The organism is Trabulsiella guamensis ATCC 49490 (genome assembly GCF_000734965.1).
Taxonomy (GTDB): domain Bacteria; phylum Pseudomonadota; class Gammaproteobacteria; order Enterobacterales; family Enterobacteriaceae; genus Trabulsiella; species Trabulsiella guamensis.
In genome coordinates this window covers 26,718-42,422 of sequence record NZ_JMTB01000099.1, presented here as the reverse complement: position 1 = coordinate 42,422, position 15,705 = coordinate 26,718, and the positions used below count along the sequence as shown (strand labels likewise).

General features: G+C 56.7%; 13 protein-coding genes. 11 read left to right on the top strand and 2 right to left on the bottom strand.

What is annotated here, in order from left to right; all coding sequences use genetic code 11:
- Positions 1–94 precede the first annotated feature (94 nt).
- The 7 genes from GTGU_RS16365 (at position 95) to GTGU_RS16335 (ending at position 7,573) form a co-directional block, all read left to right on the top strand.
- Positions 95–1,609 carry an FGGY family carbohydrate kinase gene (locus tag GTGU_RS16365; protein WP_038159373.1) on the top strand — a complete coding sequence of 505 codons (1,515 nt, stop codon included), beginning with the start codon at positions 95–97 and terminating at the stop codon, positions 1,607–1,609.
- 83 nt (positions 1,610–1,692) lie between these two features.
- The gene (locus tag GTGU_RS16360) at positions 1,693–2,628 is read left to right on the top strand and encodes a D-ribose ABC transporter substrate-binding protein (RefSeq protein ID WP_038159370.1); all 936 of its coding nucleotides are present in this window, start codon (positions 1,693–1,695) and stop codon (positions 2,626–2,628) included.
- A gap of 46 nt (positions 2,629–2,674) precedes the next feature.
- Positions 2,675–3,295, top strand: coding sequence for a DUF2291 family protein (locus tag GTGU_RS16355; RefSeq protein WP_038159368.1), 621 nt, complete (start codon positions 2,675–2,677; stop codon positions 3,293–3,295).
- A gap of 1 nt (position 3,296) precedes the next feature.
- Positions 3,297–4,841, top strand: coding sequence for a sugar ABC transporter ATP-binding protein (locus tag GTGU_RS16350; RefSeq protein WP_038159365.1), 1,545 nt, complete (start codon positions 3,297–3,299; stop codon positions 4,839–4,841).
- 17 nt (positions 4,842–4,858) lie between these two features.
- Positions 4,859–5,926: an ABC transporter permease gene (locus tag GTGU_RS16345; RefSeq protein WP_038159363.1), complete on the top strand. Its 1,068-nt coding sequence runs from the start codon at positions 4,859–4,861 to the stop codon at positions 5,924–5,926.
- Positions 5,927–5,976: 50 nt separating this feature from the next.
- Positions 5,977–6,774 carry a glucose 1-dehydrogenase gene (locus tag GTGU_RS16340; RefSeq protein WP_038159361.1) on the top strand — a complete coding sequence of 266 codons (798 nt, stop codon included), beginning with the start codon at positions 5,977–5,979 and terminating at the stop codon, positions 6,772–6,774.
- A 13-nt stretch (positions 6,775–6,787) separates the two neighbouring features.
- A complete protein-coding gene (locus tag GTGU_RS16335) occupies positions 6,788–7,573 on the top strand; it encodes an SDR family oxidoreductase (RefSeq protein WP_038159358.1) in 786 nt (261 codons plus the stop codon).
- A gap of 63 nt (positions 7,574–7,636) precedes the next feature.
- Here GTGU_RS16335 and nadS read toward each other — a convergent pair whose 3' ends face one another.
- Positions 7,637–7,921 carry a NadS family protein gene (nadS, locus tag GTGU_RS16330; RefSeq protein WP_038159353.1) on the bottom strand — a complete coding sequence of 95 codons (285 nt, stop codon included), beginning with the start codon at positions 7,919–7,921 and terminating at the stop codon, positions 7,637–7,639.
- Between the two features lie 132 nt (positions 7,922–8,053).
- Positions 8,054–10,087 carry a choline transporter gene (locus tag GTGU_RS16325; protein ID WP_038159350.1) on the bottom strand — a complete coding sequence of 678 codons (2,034 nt, stop codon included), beginning with the start codon at positions 10,085–10,087 and terminating at the stop codon, positions 8,054–8,056.
- A 128-nt stretch (positions 10,088–10,215) separates the two neighbouring features.
- On the opposite strand from GTGU_RS16325, the gene betI reads away from it, so the two are divergent.
- The 4 genes from betI to GTGU_RS16305 all read left to right on the top strand — a co-directional run bounded on the left by betI (position 10,216) and on the right by GTGU_RS16305 (position 15,704).
- The gene (betI, locus tag GTGU_RS16320) at positions 10,216–10,809 is read left to right on the top strand and encodes a transcriptional regulator BetI (RefSeq protein WP_038159348.1); all 594 of its coding nucleotides are present in this window, start codon (positions 10,216–10,218) and stop codon (positions 10,807–10,809) included.
- Positions 10,810–10,819: 10 nt separating this feature from the next.
- Positions 10,820–12,292, top strand: a complete 1,473-nt coding sequence (gene betB / locus GTGU_RS16315) for a betaine-aldehyde dehydrogenase (protein WP_038159347.1) — start codon at positions 10,820–10,822, stop codon at positions 12,290–12,292.
- Positions 12,293–12,304: 12 nt separating this feature from the next.
- Positions 12,305–13,969 (top strand): choline dehydrogenase, encoded by a 1,665-nt coding sequence (gene betA / locus GTGU_RS16310; protein ID WP_038159344.1) that lies wholly within the window; start codon positions 12,305–12,307, stop codon positions 13,967–13,969.
- A gap of 166 nt (positions 13,970–14,135) precedes the next feature.
- On the top strand, positions 14,136–15,704 hold the full coding sequence (locus GTGU_RS16305; RefSeq protein WP_038159342.1) for an ABC transporter substrate-binding protein: 1,569 nt from the start codon (positions 14,136–14,138) through the stop codon (positions 15,702–15,704).
- Position 15,705 lies beyond the last annotated feature (1 nt).

Below are 15,705 nucleotides of genomic sequence, written 5' to 3'. Positions count from 1 at the left end.
TTGCAAAAGTGATAACGAAATGTCACACCGAAGCCTGACAGAAACGCGATGCCACCACCAGGGGCAGGCCGGAGTGTGACGCAGGAGAAAAACCATGTTCACAGCCACAAAAGAGATCATTATTGCGCTGGACGAAGGGACAACCAATGCCAAAGCCGTCGCGCTTGATGGCCGCGGCAACGTTGTCGCCCGTTTTTCTCAACCGCTCGCTATCCAGACGCCACGCGAAGGATGGGTCGAGCAATCCGGTGAAATGCTGGTCAGCGCTTCGCTGCAGGTGCTTGCACAAGCGGTCGCGCAGGTCGGAGCGGAGAATGTTGCCGCCCTGGCGATCAGCAATCAGCGGGAAACTGCCATCGGCTGGTATCGCAGCAGTGGAAAACCGCTGAATGCGGCCATTACCTGGCAGTGCACGCGTGGTGCAGGTTTTTGCGAGGCGTTGTGTCGCGACAACCTGGAGCAGCAGATCAAAGCCGTCACTGGTCTGCCCGTCTCACCGATGTTTTCCGCCTCCAAAATGCGCTGGTTGCTGGAATCGGTGCCTGACGGGCAGCAGCTGGCGGAGGACGGCGAGATCTGTCTCGGTACCATCGACAGCTGGTTGCTGTGGAATCTGACCGGCGGCGCGCAGTTCAGTTGTGATTTCTCCAACGCCTCGCGCACCCAGTTGCTCAATCTGCAAACCGGACAGTGGGATGACGAGATGCTGAAAGTATTCCGCATTCCGCGTAACGCCCTGCCGGAAATTAAACCTTCCAGCGGCCTGTTCGGTTATACCCGTGGCTTACCGGCCATTCCTGACGGCATCCCGGTGATGTCGATGGTGGGTGACTCTCACGCAGCGTTGTTCGGCCACGCGCTGGGTGAATTGGGCTGCGTTAAAGCCACTTATGGCACGGGATCGTCGGTCATGGCGCCCGTCAGCACCGCCCAGTGCAATATCGACGCTTTAGCCACCACTATCGCCTGGCACGACGGCGAACGGCTGGTTTACGGGCTGGAAGGTAATATTCCACACACCGGCGATGCCGTGGCGTGGATGGCCGACAGCACCGGGCTGAGCGAGCTGTCAGAGAAAGAACTTACTCATGAACTCAACACCCTGCCCGCCTCGGTGGAATCAACGCTCGGCGTCTATTTCGTTCCGGCGCTGACGGGGCTCGGCGCGCCCTGGTGGGATCCGCAGGCGCGCGGCGTGATTTGCGGGCTCAACCGCGGCGTGAAACGTGCGCACCTGATCCGTGCCGCACTGGAATCGATCACCTATCAGATTGCTGATGTGGTGATGGCGATGCGCCAGCACAGCGACTTTACCCTCACCGCGCTGATGGTTGACGGTGGCCCGACGAAAAATGACTGGTTAATGCAGTATCAGGCCGATTTGCTCGGTTGCCCGGTAATGCGCAGCGATGTACCGGAGCTGTCGGCAATCGGCGCAGCGTTACTGGCGCGAAAAGCGCTGACCCAGGTGTCCGTGCAGGAGATGAAAGCGTTTCTTGCACTGCACAGTGAATTCCACCCGGATGCCGAACGCCATCAGCGATTGCAGACCCGGTGGCAAGGCTGGCGGGATGCCGTGGAACGCACGCTATGGAAGCCAACCCATTAAGCCATCTACAGAAACTGAACAGAATTAAAGCCTTACGTTGTTTCAACCGTACCCGACAATAACTATATAGAGAGAACATTGTCATGAAATTACGTTTATCGCTGTTAACCGTTGCTACCCTGACTGCTTTTTCTCTGTCTGCCCAGGCCGCAGAGAAAGGCACGATTATGATCCTCGTGAACTCACTGGATAACCCGTACTACGCCTCCGAGGCGAAAGGCGCCAGTGAAAAAGCGAAGGAACTGGGGTATTCCACCACCATTCTTTCTCACGGTGAGGACGTTAAAAAACAGAACGAACTGATTGATACCGCTATTGGTAAAAAAGTTCAGGGGATCATCCTCGATAACGCCGATTCCACCGCCAGCGTCGCTGCGGTTAAAAAGGCCAAAGACGCCGGCATTCCGGTAGTCCTGATTAACCGTGAAATTCCGGTCGATGACGTGGCGCTGGTGCAGATCACCCACAACAACTTCCAGGCTGGTTCCGAAGTCGCCAACGTGTTCGTTGAGAAAATGGGCGAAAAAGGCAAATACGCAGAGCTGACCTGTAACCTCGCAGATAACAACTGCGTCACCCGTTCCAAATCGTTCCACCAGGTCATCGACCAGTACCCGGATATGGTCAGCATTGCCCGTCAGGATGCCAAAGGCACGTTGATCGACGGCAAACGCATCATGGACAGTATTCTGCAGGCGCACCCTGACGTGAAAGGCGTGATCTGCGGCAACGGTCCGGTTGCGCTGGGCGCGATTGCGGCGCTGAAAGCGGCGAACCGTAACGACGTGGTGGTGGTCGGTATTGACGGCAGCAACGACGAGCGCGATGCGGTGAAAGCCGGCACGCTCCAGGCCACCGTGATGCTGCAGGCGCAGGCCATCGCAGCGCAAGGGGTGACTGATCTCGATAACTACCTGCAAAACGGGAAAACCCCGGAAAAACAACGCGTGATGTTCCGCGGCGTCCTGATTGAAAAGGACAACGCAGACAAAGTACAGGATTTCAATATCAAGTCCTGAGTTCGGGTTGTCGCGCCCCCGCTTCGGGGGCGCAGAGGAGAGAGTTATGTACAGAAAAGCCTGGCTGGCGCTGGCCATCATTGCGCTCGGAGGCTGTCGGATCGTGTCTGAAAAAGAGCTCGCCGACCTGAAAACGCCGCCGAACCCGCACATGGCTGAAGCGGCAAAAACCTGGCAGGAAAAACTGGTACCGCAAGTGGTGCAACTGGCGCGCCCTGCGGGTGAACTGCTGACCGCCCTGCATGCTGCCAAAGATATTGATACCGCCTGTAAAACCCTGGGCTACCGCGCGCAGGATGAAAACCCGTGTATTTTCTATGTGAAGGTTACCGGACCGGTAGAAAAAATCGATACCGCCTCACGTAGCGGCAAAATGACCATAAAAGATACCAGCGGTAACGACGTGGTGGTGCAAATCGGCCCGACGATCCGCGGTACGCAATTGCGCGACGGCTACAAAGGCCTCAGCTATGGCGATTTTAACGATCAGGTGCTGTACGGCGATTATGGTCGGGCAATTAACGACCAGGCGGTGAAAATGATCCAGGCGACGCCGTTAAAAACTGGCGAGCAGGCGGAAGTGTATGGCGTGTTCTCGGCCTGGGATGTTCCTGACACCCTGCCCGATGTTACACCCGCGAAAATCGTCCGCGCAGGGGGGCAGTAAGATGTCACAGCAAGAGCCCGTTACCTCACCGGTTGCCGAACCCGATGTGATCATCGAAACACGTGCGCTGTCCCGCATTTATCCAGGCGTTATCGCGCTGGATAACGTGGACTATCGGGTCTATCGCAATAAAGTGAACGTCCTGATTGGCGAAAACGGCGCTGGTAAATCCACCATGATGAAAATGCTGGCGGGAGTGGAATCGCCCTCTTCCGGCGAAATGTTGCTGGAGGGGAAACCGGTCTCGTTTAATTCCACCCATCAGGCGGAAAAAAATGGCATCAGCATTATTTTTCAGGAACTGAACCTGTTCCCGAACATGAACGTGATGGATAACATTTTTATCGCTAACGAGTTCTTTCAGCACGGAAAAATCAACGAAAAATACCAGTACGAGCTGACGAAAGCGCTGCTCGATCGCCTTGAGCTGGATGTCGACCCTTATACGCCGCTCGAAGAGTTAGGCATCGGTCACCAGCAACTGGTGGAGATTGCCCGTGCGCTCTCTAAAGATACCCGCGTGTTGATCATGGATGAACCGACCTCGGCGCTCAGCCAGTCGGAAGTTAAAGTGCTGTTTAACGTCATTGAACAGCTCAAACGCCGCGGCGTGACCATTATTTATATTTCCCACCGGCTGGAAGAGCTGATGGAAATTGGCGATCACATCACCATTTTCCGTGACGGGCGTTTCATCAGCGAACGCAAGGTCAGCGAGGCCAGCATTCCGTGGATCATCGAACAGATGGTCGGAGACAAGAAAAAACATTTTGATTATCAGCCCGCGCCGCAGGGCGAAACCGTTCTCAACGTCAGCGGCCTGACGGCGCTGCACCAGAGTGGCGGCTACAAGCTCAATGACGTCAGCTTCAGCCTGAAAAAGGGCGAAGTGATCGGCATTTACGGTCTGCTGGGTGCCGGGCGCACCGAACTGTTTAAAGGACTGGTGGGGCTGATGCCCTGCCAGCAGGGCAGCGTCCACCTGAACGGCCTGTGTCTCGACAAAGCCCCGTTTCAGACCCGCCTGAAGCATGGGCTGGCGCTGGTGCCGGAAGATCGTCAGGGTGAAGGCGTGATCCAGATGATGTCAATTCAGTCCAACATGACGCTCTCCGATTTCAGTCTGCAGGGTTTTCGCCGGGCCTGGAAATGGCTCAACCCCCACAAGGAGCGCGCCAGCGTGAAGGAGATGATCCAGCAACTGGCGATCAAAGTCAGTGATCCGGAACTGCCGATCACCTCGCTCAGTGGGGGCAACCAGCAAAAAGTGGTGCTGGGGAAAGCGCTGATGACGCAGCCGCAGGTGGTGTTTCTCGATGAGCCAACGCGGGGTATCGACGTGGGCGCTAAAACCGATGTCTATCACCTGATCGGCAAAATGGCGCAACAGGGGCTGGCGGTGATGTTCTCTTCATCCGAGCTGGATGAAGTGATGGCGCTGGCAGACCGTATTCTGGTGATGGCCGACGGTCGGATCACCGCCGATTTGCCGCGTCATGAAGTCACCCGGGAAAAATTGATTGCCGCATCAACCCCACAAGATTAATCAGGCTGGAATCGATCATGAATCAGAAATATATGCTTTATATGTACCTGCTGAAGGCCAGAACGTTTATCGCTCTGCTGCTGGTTATCGCCGTCTTCAGCGTGATGGTACCGAATTTCCTGACCACCTCTAACCTGTTGATCATGACCCAGCACGTCGCCATTACTGGCCTGCTGGCGATTGGCATGACGCTCGTGATCCTCACCGGCGGCATTGACCTTTCCGTCGGTGCCGTCGCCGGGATCTGCGGCATGGTCGCCGGGGCGCTGCTGACCAACGGTATGCCCATCTGGGGCGACAACATCATCTTCTTCAATGTCCCGGAAGTGATTCTGTGCGTCGCGGTGTTTGGCATCATTGTCGGCTTTATTAACGGCACCGTCATCACCCGCTTCGGCGTGGCACCGTTTATCTGTACCCTCGGCATGATGTACGTCGCGCGTGGCGTGGCGCTGTTGTTCAATGACGGCAGTACCTACCCGAACCTTAACGGCATGGATGCGCTGGGCAATACCGGCTTCGCGATTCTCGGTTCCGGTACGCTGCTTGGCATCTACATTCCCATCTGGCTGATGGTTGGCTTTCTGCTGCTCGGCTACTGGATCACGACCAAAACTCCACTCGGCCGCTACATCTACGCCATCGGCGGTAACGAATCTGCCGCGCGTCTGGCGGGTGTGCCGGGCGTCAAAGTGAAGATTTTTGTCTACGCCTTCTCCGGCCTCTGCGCAGCGCTGGTCGGGCTGATTGTCGCCTCGCAATTGCAGACCGCCCACCCGATGACCGGCAACATGTTTGAGATGGACGCCATCGGCGCCACCGTGCTCGGCGGCACCGCGCTGGCCGGTGGGCGTGGTCGCGTCTCCGGCTCGATCATCGGTGCTTTTGTCATCGTCTTCCTCGCCGACGGCATGGTGATGATGGGCGTCAGCGATTTCTGGCAGATGGTCATCAAAGGCGTGGTTATCGTCACCGCCGTGGTGGTTGATCAGTTCCAGCAACGCCTGCAGAACAAAGTCATCCTGCTCCGCCGCCATGAAGAGAAACAGGCCGTTTCTCAGGGAACCGCCGCCCCGCAGGGTTAACCGACATTCCACCGGGCACCGTGTGGCCCGGTTTTATTAAGGAGAAACAAATGCAACGAGATTTCAGCAACAAAACGGTTGTGATCACCGGCGCATGTCGGGGGATTGGCGCAGGAATTGCGGAACGTTTCGCCCGTGACGGCGCCCGGCTGGTGATGGTATCGAACGCGGAGCGTGTCCATGAAACCGCAGAACAACTGCGTCAGCGCTACCAGGCCGATATTCTCTCCCTGCAGGTAGACGTCACTGATGAGGCGCAGGTTCGCGCGCTATATGAACAGGCAGCAGCGCGTTTCGGCACCATTGATGTCTCCATCCAGAACGCCGGGGTGATCACCATTGATTATTTCGACCACATGCCGAAAGCCGATTTCGAAAAAGTGCTGGCAGTGAATACAACCGGCGTCTGGCTGTGCTGCCGGGAAGCGGCGAAATACATGGTGAAACAGAACCACGGCTGCCTGATTAACACCTCATCTGGTCAGGGTCGCCAGGGGTTCATCTACACCCCACATTATGCCGCCAGCAAGATGGGCGTGATTGGGATCACCCAAAGCCTCGCCCATGAACTGGCGCCATGGAACATCACCGTTAACGCTTTTTGTCCGGGCATCATCGAAAGCGAAATGTGGGAGTACAACGATCGCGTCTGGGGGCAGATCCTCAGCAGCGACAAAAAACGCTACGGCAAAGGCGAACTGATGGCGGAATGGGTGGAAGGCATTCCATTGAAACGCGCAGGGCAACCCGCAGACGTGGCCGGGTTGGTGGCGTTCCTCGCCTCTGATGATGCACGTTATATCACCGGCCAGACGATTAACGTCGATGGCGGCCTGATCATGTCCTGAGGGAGACAGCACCATGATAGCGAAAGATTTTGCTCAACAACTGTTTTCTCTCAAAGACCGCGTCGCGTTCGTGACGGGTGCAGGTAGCGGCATCGGGCAGACCATCGCCTGGGGTTTTGCCAGCGCTGGTGCGCGAGTGGTCTGTTTTGATTTGCGCGATGACGGCGGTCTTGCCGATACCGTTAAGCATATCGAAGCCATCGGCGGCGAAGCCTGCCTGTTTACCGGCGATGTCCGCAAACTTAGCGATCTGCGCGAGGCGGTGAAACTGGCGAAACAGCAGTACGGGCGTCTTGATGTGGCGCTCAACGCCGCAGGGATCGCCAACGCCAATCCGGCGCTGGAAATGGATACTGAGCAATGGCAACGGGTGATCGATATCAACCTCACCGGTGTGTGGAACTCCTGCAAAGCGGAAGCCGAGCTGATGCTGGAATCCGGTGGCGGGTCGATTATCAACATCGCTTCGATGTCCGGGGTGATCGTCAACCGTGGCCTTGAGCAGGCGCACTACAATTGCTCGAAAGCGGGTGTCATTCACCTGAGCAAAAGTCTGGCGATGGAGTGGGTGGATAAGCACATCCGCGTCAATTCCATTAGCCCGGGCTATACCGCCACGCCGATGAACACGCGCCCGGAGATGGTGCATCAGACCCAGGCGTTTGAAAGCCAGACGCCGATGCAACGCATGGCATCTGTCCAGGAAATGGCTGGCCCCGCCATCTTTCTTGCCAGCGACGCCTCGTCGTTCTGTACTGGCGTGGACCTGCTGGTCGATGGCGGTTTTGCCTGCTGGTAATTACAGGCCGGGAAACATCACGCTGTTTCCCGGCGCTTCGCGATGCAGATGCAAAAAGCGGGATTACTGTGCCGCAAGCGCAGTGAAAAAAGCAGGGTTGTCCCGGATCACATTCAATACTTTTGCCGCCAGTCCGGTGGGATTACGCCGTTTGGACTCCCAGCTTTTTATCGTATCAACACTTGTGCCTAATGCTCTCGCCATTTCACTTTGGGTGACATTAAGCTGCTCTCTTATCGCCCGAACATCCGCCACTTCGTAGCGAGTGACCCTTGCCGGCGCCCTCTTCCCGGCCTGGATTTCGACGGCCTCTTCCAGCGAAGATTTTAGTTCATCAAAGATACTCATCGCATGCCTCACGTTGCGCTTTGGAGTACATAGTACACCTTTCATTCACACCACTTAAAGTGTTTTCTGTGAGAAGCGCTGTCAGCTTTTTGAGCTCCGCTTTTTCTGCGCTGGTCAGGCTGTCCTTTTCATTCAGATATCTGGAAACATCACGCTGTTTCCCGGCGCTTCGCGATGCAGATGGATAAAGTTCAGGTGACGCTCGTACTGGTCCAGAATGTCAGTGATCACCTGTTCTTTGCTGTAGTCCATCAGGTCGTTGCCCTGGCTCCCCTCCAGTAAGAACGTTTCCAGCCGGTAATAGGTCGATTTCCCGCTGCGGGCGCGATACGTAAAGCCCGGCACCGAGTAGAGTTGCGGCCATACCTGGTAGATAAAGTTCTGCTCGTCACCCATATGCACCAGCAGTTCCAGATGCCCCAACAAATCCCCCTCTTCCGGCGGCAGGCTTTTCAGTTCAACGTAAGCACCACGCACCCGCAGTTCCTGCGCCACCTCTTCCATCGCCGGGTAGCACACTGTCTCCATCATCTGTTTGGTGTAGCGCGTACCCGGGTAATTCATCAGGCGCGACAACCGTTTTTTCCAGCTCAGCCGGTCATGTACTCCCAACGGTCGCGGCGCGGTATCGCGGCTGGCGCTGACGCGGCGATAATCTTCCACCTTCAGGGATTTATACAATCCGGCCATCACGAAGAAAATGACAAAACTGAATGGCAGCCCCATGATCACGGTAGCGTTCTGCAATGCGGATATTCCGTTAGTCATCAACATGCCGAGCGTCAGCAAACCAATCACCACAGACCAGAACATACGCAGCCAGTTAGGCGCATCACTGTTGATATCCTTCAGTTTTGAGGTGAAATTCCCGAGCACCAGCGCGCCGGAATCCGCCGAGGTGACGTAAAAAAGCAACCCGGTGATAGTCGCTACCGAAGCGCTAAAGGTAAAGGCCGGGTACTGCGCCAGCAGGCTGTAGAAACCGCGCTCAGGGTGAGCAATCGCTTCCTGCGCAAAACCCGCATCGCCATGAATAATTTCGTACAACGCGCTGTTACCAAACACTGACAGCCACAGCAGCGTGAAGGTGAACGGAATGATCAGCGTTCCCATCACAAACTGACGGATGGTGCGCCCGCGCGAAATACGCGCCAGGAACAGGCCGACAAACGGCGACCACGCCACCCACCAGGCCCAGAAAAAGAGCGTCCAGCTGTTCATCCACTCGACCGGACGATCGAAGGCGAAGCTGTTCAGCGTCATGCCCATAAAGCGATTAACGTAATCACCGACGTTCAGCACCAGCGCGTTGAGCAAGAACTCGGTATCGCCCATGAACAGGATAAACAGAATCAGCCCCAGCGCCAGCACCACATTCAGCTCCGACAGCACACGGATGCCTTTATCAACGCCCGAGGTCACAGAGATAGTGGCAATAATCACTGACAGCACAATCAGCGCCGTTTTCGCCGCCATCGAGTCCGGAATATCAAACAGCACGCTCAGGCCATAGTTGAGTTGCACCACGCCGATGCCGAGGGTGGTAGCAATCCCGAAGATGGTGCCGATCACCGCCGCGATATCAACGGTGTGGCCAATCGGGCCGTTGATCTTTTTTCCGAAGATGGGATAAAGCGCCGAGCGGATGGTCAGCGGCAGGTTATATCGGTAACTGAAGTAACCGAGCGCCATCCCCATCAGCGCGTACATCGACCAGCCAGTCAGCCCGTAGTGGAACAGCGTCCAGACCATCGCCTGACGCGCGGCTTCCATCGTCTGCCCCTGCCCTTCCGGCGGCAGCATGTACTGGGTGACCGGCTCAGCAACGGAGAAGAACATCAGGTCGATGCCGATCCCGGCGGCAAACAGCATCGCCGCCCAGCTTAAAACACTAAACTCCGGTTTCGACTGCTCCGGCCCCAGCTTCACCGAACCAAAGCGTGAACAGGCGATGCATACCACAAAGACGATATATAGCGTTGCCGCCAGCAGATAATACCAGCCGAAGGTTTTCGATACCCAGTTCAGCGTCCTGCCAATCAGTCCCGCCGAGAAATCGCTGAAGAAGATGGTCATCAGGGAAAACAACAAAATCAGTCCGGCAGAGGTGTAGAAAACCACCGGATTGATTTTGTCCTTTTCTCTGGGTTGCGGAAGATCTGTCATCCGATAACCTCACTCTTTTTGTAACTATTTAAAATCAAATCGGTAACAATTAAGACACATTTTATATTGAACGTCCAATCAAAAACCGCTTTAATGTATAACCTGAGCTGATGAATGGAGGGCGAGAAATGCCCAAACTGGGGATGCAACCGATACGACGCCGACAGCTGATCGACGCCACGCTAGAGGCCATTAATGAAGTGGGAATGCACGATGCGACCATCGCGCAGATCGCCCGCCGGGCGGGGGTATCGACCGGGATCATCAGCCATTATTTTCAGGATAAAAACGGCCTGCTGGAAGCCACCATGCGTGACATCACCAGCCAGTTGCGTGATGCGGTATTACGACGTTTACAGGCATTGCCAGGCGCATCGGCAGAACGGCGGTTGCAGGCGATTGTCGAGGGCAACTTTGATGACAGCCAGATAAGCCCTGCGGCAATGAAAGCGTGGCTGGCGTTCTGGGCCAGCAGTCTGCATCAGCCGATGCTCTGGCGATTGCAACAGGTCAGCAGCCGTCGTCTGCTCTCCTGCATCGTTTACGAATTCAGGCGCGAGCTGCCGCGCGACCAGGCGCAGCAGGCCGGACACGGTCTGGCGGCGCTGATTGACGGGCTCTGGCTGCACGCCGCACTCAGCGGCAAGCCGTTCGAGCAGGAACGCGCCCGTACCCTGACCCATCATTTCATCAGCCAGCATTTACCACCGGCTACTGACTAACGGAGGAACCATGTCCCGACTGGCCGAACAACAGCTTTATATTCATGGTGGTTATACAAACGCCACCAGCGGCACCCATTTCGAGACCATTAACCCGGCGAACGGCGAGGTGCTGGCAACGGCCCAGGCCGCCGGACGCGACGACGTTGACCGTGCGGTGAAAAGCGCGCAGCAGGGGCAGAAAATCTGGGCAGCGATGACCGCCATGGAACGCTCACGCATCCTGCGTCGGGCTGTCGATATTCTGCGCGAGCGCAATGACGAACTGGCAAAACTGGAAACTCTCGACACCGGCAAACCCTTCTGCGAAACCTCGACAGTGGATATTGTCACCGGCGCCGACGTGCTGGAGTATTACGCAGGACTCATCCCGGCGCTGGAAGGCCGTCAGATCCCGCTGCGCGATACGTCGTTCGTCTACACCCGCCGCGAGCCGCTGGGCGTTGTTGCGGGCATCGGCGCATGGAACTACCCGATTCAGATTGCGCTGTGGAAATCCGCCCCGGCGCTCGCCGCAGGTAACGCGATGATCTTCAAGCCAAGCGAAGTGACACCATTGACCGCGCTAAAACTGGCGGAAATCTACAGCGAGGCAGGTCTGCCGGACGGCGTATTTAACGTGCTGCCAGGCGTTGGCGCAGAGACCGGACAGTATCTGACTGAACATCCTGGCATCGCCAAAGTGTCGTTTACCGGCGGCGTCGCCAGCGGCAAAAAAGTGATGGCTAACGCGGCGGCCTCGTCGCTGAAAGAGGTCACGATGGAGCTGGGCGGTAAATCGCCGCTAATCATTTTTGACGATGCGGATCTGAATCTCGCTGCAGACATCGCCATGATGGCGAACTTCTTCAGCTCCGGCCAGGTGTGCACCAACGGCACGCGGGTGTTCGTGCCGGCGTCACTGAAAGCGGAGTTTGAATCGCGCATTCTGGCGCGCGTGAAACGTATTCGCCCAGGCGATCTGTTCGACAGTACAACCAATTTCGGTCCGCTGGTGAGCTTCCCGCACCGCGACAACGTGCTGCGCTACATGGACGCGGGCCGTCGTGAAGGCGCCACCCTGCTGTGCGGCGGCGACGCGCTGAGAGGCGACGGCTTTGACAATGGCGCGTGGGTCGCCCCGACGGTCTTCACCGACTGCCGCGACGACATGACCATTGTGCGCGAAGAGATCTTCGGCCCGGTGATGTCCATCCTCACTTACGACAGCGAAGAAGAGGTGATTCGTCGCGCCAACCAGACCGATTATGGCCTGGCGGCTGGTGTCGTCACGGCCGATCTCAACCGCGCCCATCGCGTTATTCATCAACTGGAAGCAGGGATCTGCTGGATCAATACCTGGGGTGAATCCCCGGCGGAAATGCCCGTCGGCGGTTACAAACACTCCGGCATTGGTCGCGAAAACGGCGTAATGACGCTGGAAAGCTATACCCAAGTGAAATCCATCCAGGTCGAGATGGCGAAATTTCAGTCCATTTTTTAACCCGGAGGTGCAATGCAATTTGACTACATCATTATTGGTGCCGGTTCTGCCGGCAACGTACTGGCAACACGACTGACGGAAGACGCGGAGACCACCGTTCTGCTGCTGGAAGCGGGCGGTCCCGATTACCGTTTTGATTTTCGCACCCAGATGCCCGCAGCGCTGGCCTTCCCGTTACAGGGCAAGCGCTATAACTGGGCCTATGAAACTGAGCCTGAACCTTATATGAATCACCGCCGGATGGAGTGCGGGCGCGGCAAAGGACTTGGCGGTTCGTCGCTCATCAACGGCATGTGCTATATCCGTGGCAACGCCATGGATCTCGATAACTGGGCTGAGGCGCCAGGGCTTGAGCACTGGAGCTATCTCCACTGCTTGCCCTACTACCGCAAAGCGGAATCGCGCGATATCGGTGCCAACGACTATCACGGCGGCGACGGTCCGGTGAGCGTCACCACCGCGAAAGAAAATAATAATCCACTGTTCCATGCGATGGTCGAGGCGGGCATACAGGCGGGTTATCCGCGCACCGACGATCTCAACGGTTATCAGCAGGAAGGGTTTGGTCCGATGGACAGAACGGTGACGCCGCAGGGACGGCGCGCCAGTACCGCCCGCGGCTACCTGGATCAGGCAAAAAACAGACCGAATCTGACCATTAAAACCCATGCCCTGACCGACCATATTATTTTTGACGGCAAACGCGCTGTGGGCGTCGAGTGGCTGGAGGGCGACAGCACCGTGCCTGTAAAAGCGACAGCACGCAAAGAAGTCTTACTTTGCGCAGGTGCTATCGCCTCGCCGCAGATCCTGCAACGCTCTGGTGTGGGCAGCGCCGCGCTGCTGAAAGAATTTGCGATCCCGTTGGTTCACGACCTGCCTGGCGTTGGCGAAAACCTGCAGGATCACCTGGAAATGTATTTGCAGTATGAATGCAAAGAGCCGGTGTCGCTCTACCCGGCGTTGCAGTGGTGGAACCAGCCGAAAATCGGCGCGGAATGGCTGTTTAGCGGCACTGGCATCGGGGCCAGCAACCAGTTTGAAGCGGGCGGGTTTATCCGCAGCCGCGAGGAATTTCGCTGGCCGAACATTCAGTATCACTTCCTGCCGGTCGCCATTAACTACAACGGCTCCAATGCGGTAAAAGAGCACGGTTTCCAGTGCCATGTCGGCTCCATGCGCTCGCCAAGCCGCGGCCATGTGCGGCTGAAATCACGCGATCCGCGCGCGCACCCGGCGATCCTGTTTAACTACATGTCCTGCGAACAGGACTGGCAGGAGTTCCGTGACGCGATCCGCATCACCCGTGAGATCATGCATCAGCCCGCGCTGGACAAATACCGTGGCCGGGAAATCAGCCCTGGCATTGACTGCCAGACCGACGAGCAACTTGATGCGTTTGTGCGAAATCACGCCGAAACCGCTTTTCACCCGTGCGGCAGCTGTAAGATGGGCTACGACGACATGGCAGTGGTCGACGGCGAAGGCCGCGTACATGGCCTGGAAGGGCTGCGGGTGGTGGATGCGTCAATCATGCCGCAAATTATCACTGGCAACCTGAACGCCACCACCATCATGATCGGTGAGAAAATCGCCGATGCGATTCGCCAGCGCCCGCCACTGCTTAAAAGCAACGCCGCTTATTACGTGGCCGGTGACGCCCCGGTGCGTCGGTAACCCCTCCCCCTTTCTTAGCCCGTCTTCACGGGCTAATGCTTTTCTGTTCCTGTCTATACTTTTATCGAATAAATTATTCTGAATTATGACTTTACGGAATTCAGGCGGCGTCCTACCGTAGCGAAGCATAATAATCACACAATATTCATTTTTTCAGGGGTTGCTCATGACTAAGAAACTGTTGCCGTTAGTAATACTGGCTGCGCTGTCAGCCTCCGCCTGGGCCGCGACGCCGCCCACGACGTTGGTTGTGGCTCAGGGGCTTGATGACATCGTCAGCCTTGACCCGGCCGAAGCCAACGAGTTGTCGAGTATTCAGACCGTCCCGAGTCTTTATCAGCGGCTGGTGCAGCCGGATCGCGATAACCCGGAAAAAATCACCCCGATCCTCGCCGAAAGCTGGCAGGCTGATCCCGCCGCCAGAACCCTGACCGTGAAGCTGAAAAGCGACGCGAAATTCGCTTCCGGCAACCCGTTACGGCCGGAAGACGTGATTTTTTCGTATACCCGCGCGGTAAAGCTGAACAAGTCTCCGGCGTTCATTCTTAACGTTCTCGGCTGGGAAGCGAACAACATCGACAGCCAGTTGACGAAAATTGACGACCATACGCTGCAACTGCACTGGACGGCAGACGTCAGTCCGGCGGTGGCGCTGAATATTCTCTCCACGCCGATTGCCTCTATCGTTGATGAAAAGCTGGTTGCCGCCAATGTGAAGGGCGACGACTTCGGCAACACCTGGTTGAAAATGCATTCCGCTGGCAGCGGCGCGTTTAAAATGCGCGTCTACCAGCCGCATCAGGCCATCGTGCTGGATGCTAACACCAGCTCGCCTGGCGGTGCGCCGAAACTGAAAAACATCATCATCAAAAACGTGCCGGACCCGGCCTCCCGCCGTCTGCTGATCCAGCAGGGCGACGCTGACGTGGCGCGTGATCTCGGTGCTGATCAAATCGCCGCGCTGCAGGGCAAAGCGGGAATCAAGGTACTGAGTATTCCTTCTGCTGAACAAAACTACGTGGCGTTTAACACCGCCAATAGCGCCAACCCGCTGCTGAAAAACCCGGCGTTCTGGGAAGCGGCGCGCTGGCTGGTGGATTACGACGGCATCACCAAAAATCTGCTGAAGGGGCAGTATTTCGTCCATCAGAGCTTCCTGCCGGTAGGGCTGCCGGGGGCGATTGAAGATAACCCGTTCAAATTCGATCCGGCCAAAGCGAAAGCGATTCTGGAAAAAGCGGGCATTAAAGACGCGCACTTCACGCTGGACGTGGAAAACAAACCACCGTTTATCACCATCGCGCAGTCAATGCAGGCGAGCTTTGCGCAGGGTGGCGTGAAAGTAGACTTGCTGCCTGCCGCCGGTAGTCAGGTGTACGCCCGCGTGCGAGCGAAACAGCATCAGGCCGCAGTTCGTCTGTGGATCCCCGACTACTTCGACGCCCACTCCAACGCCAGCGCCTTTGCCTGGAATGACGGAAAATCCAGCACCGTGGCAGGTCTGAACGGCTGGGATATTCCGGATCTCAACAAACAAACGCTGGCAGCCGTCGCGGAGCCTGATCCGGCAAAACGTCTTGACCTGTACAAGAATATGCAGGAAGAACTACAGCGCAGTTCTCCGTACGTGTTCATTGACCAGGGTAAAACCCAGATCGTGGTGCGTGACAACGTGAAAGGGTATCAGCAGGGTCTGAATGCCGACATGGTGTGGTACGATAAAGTGACCAAATAAT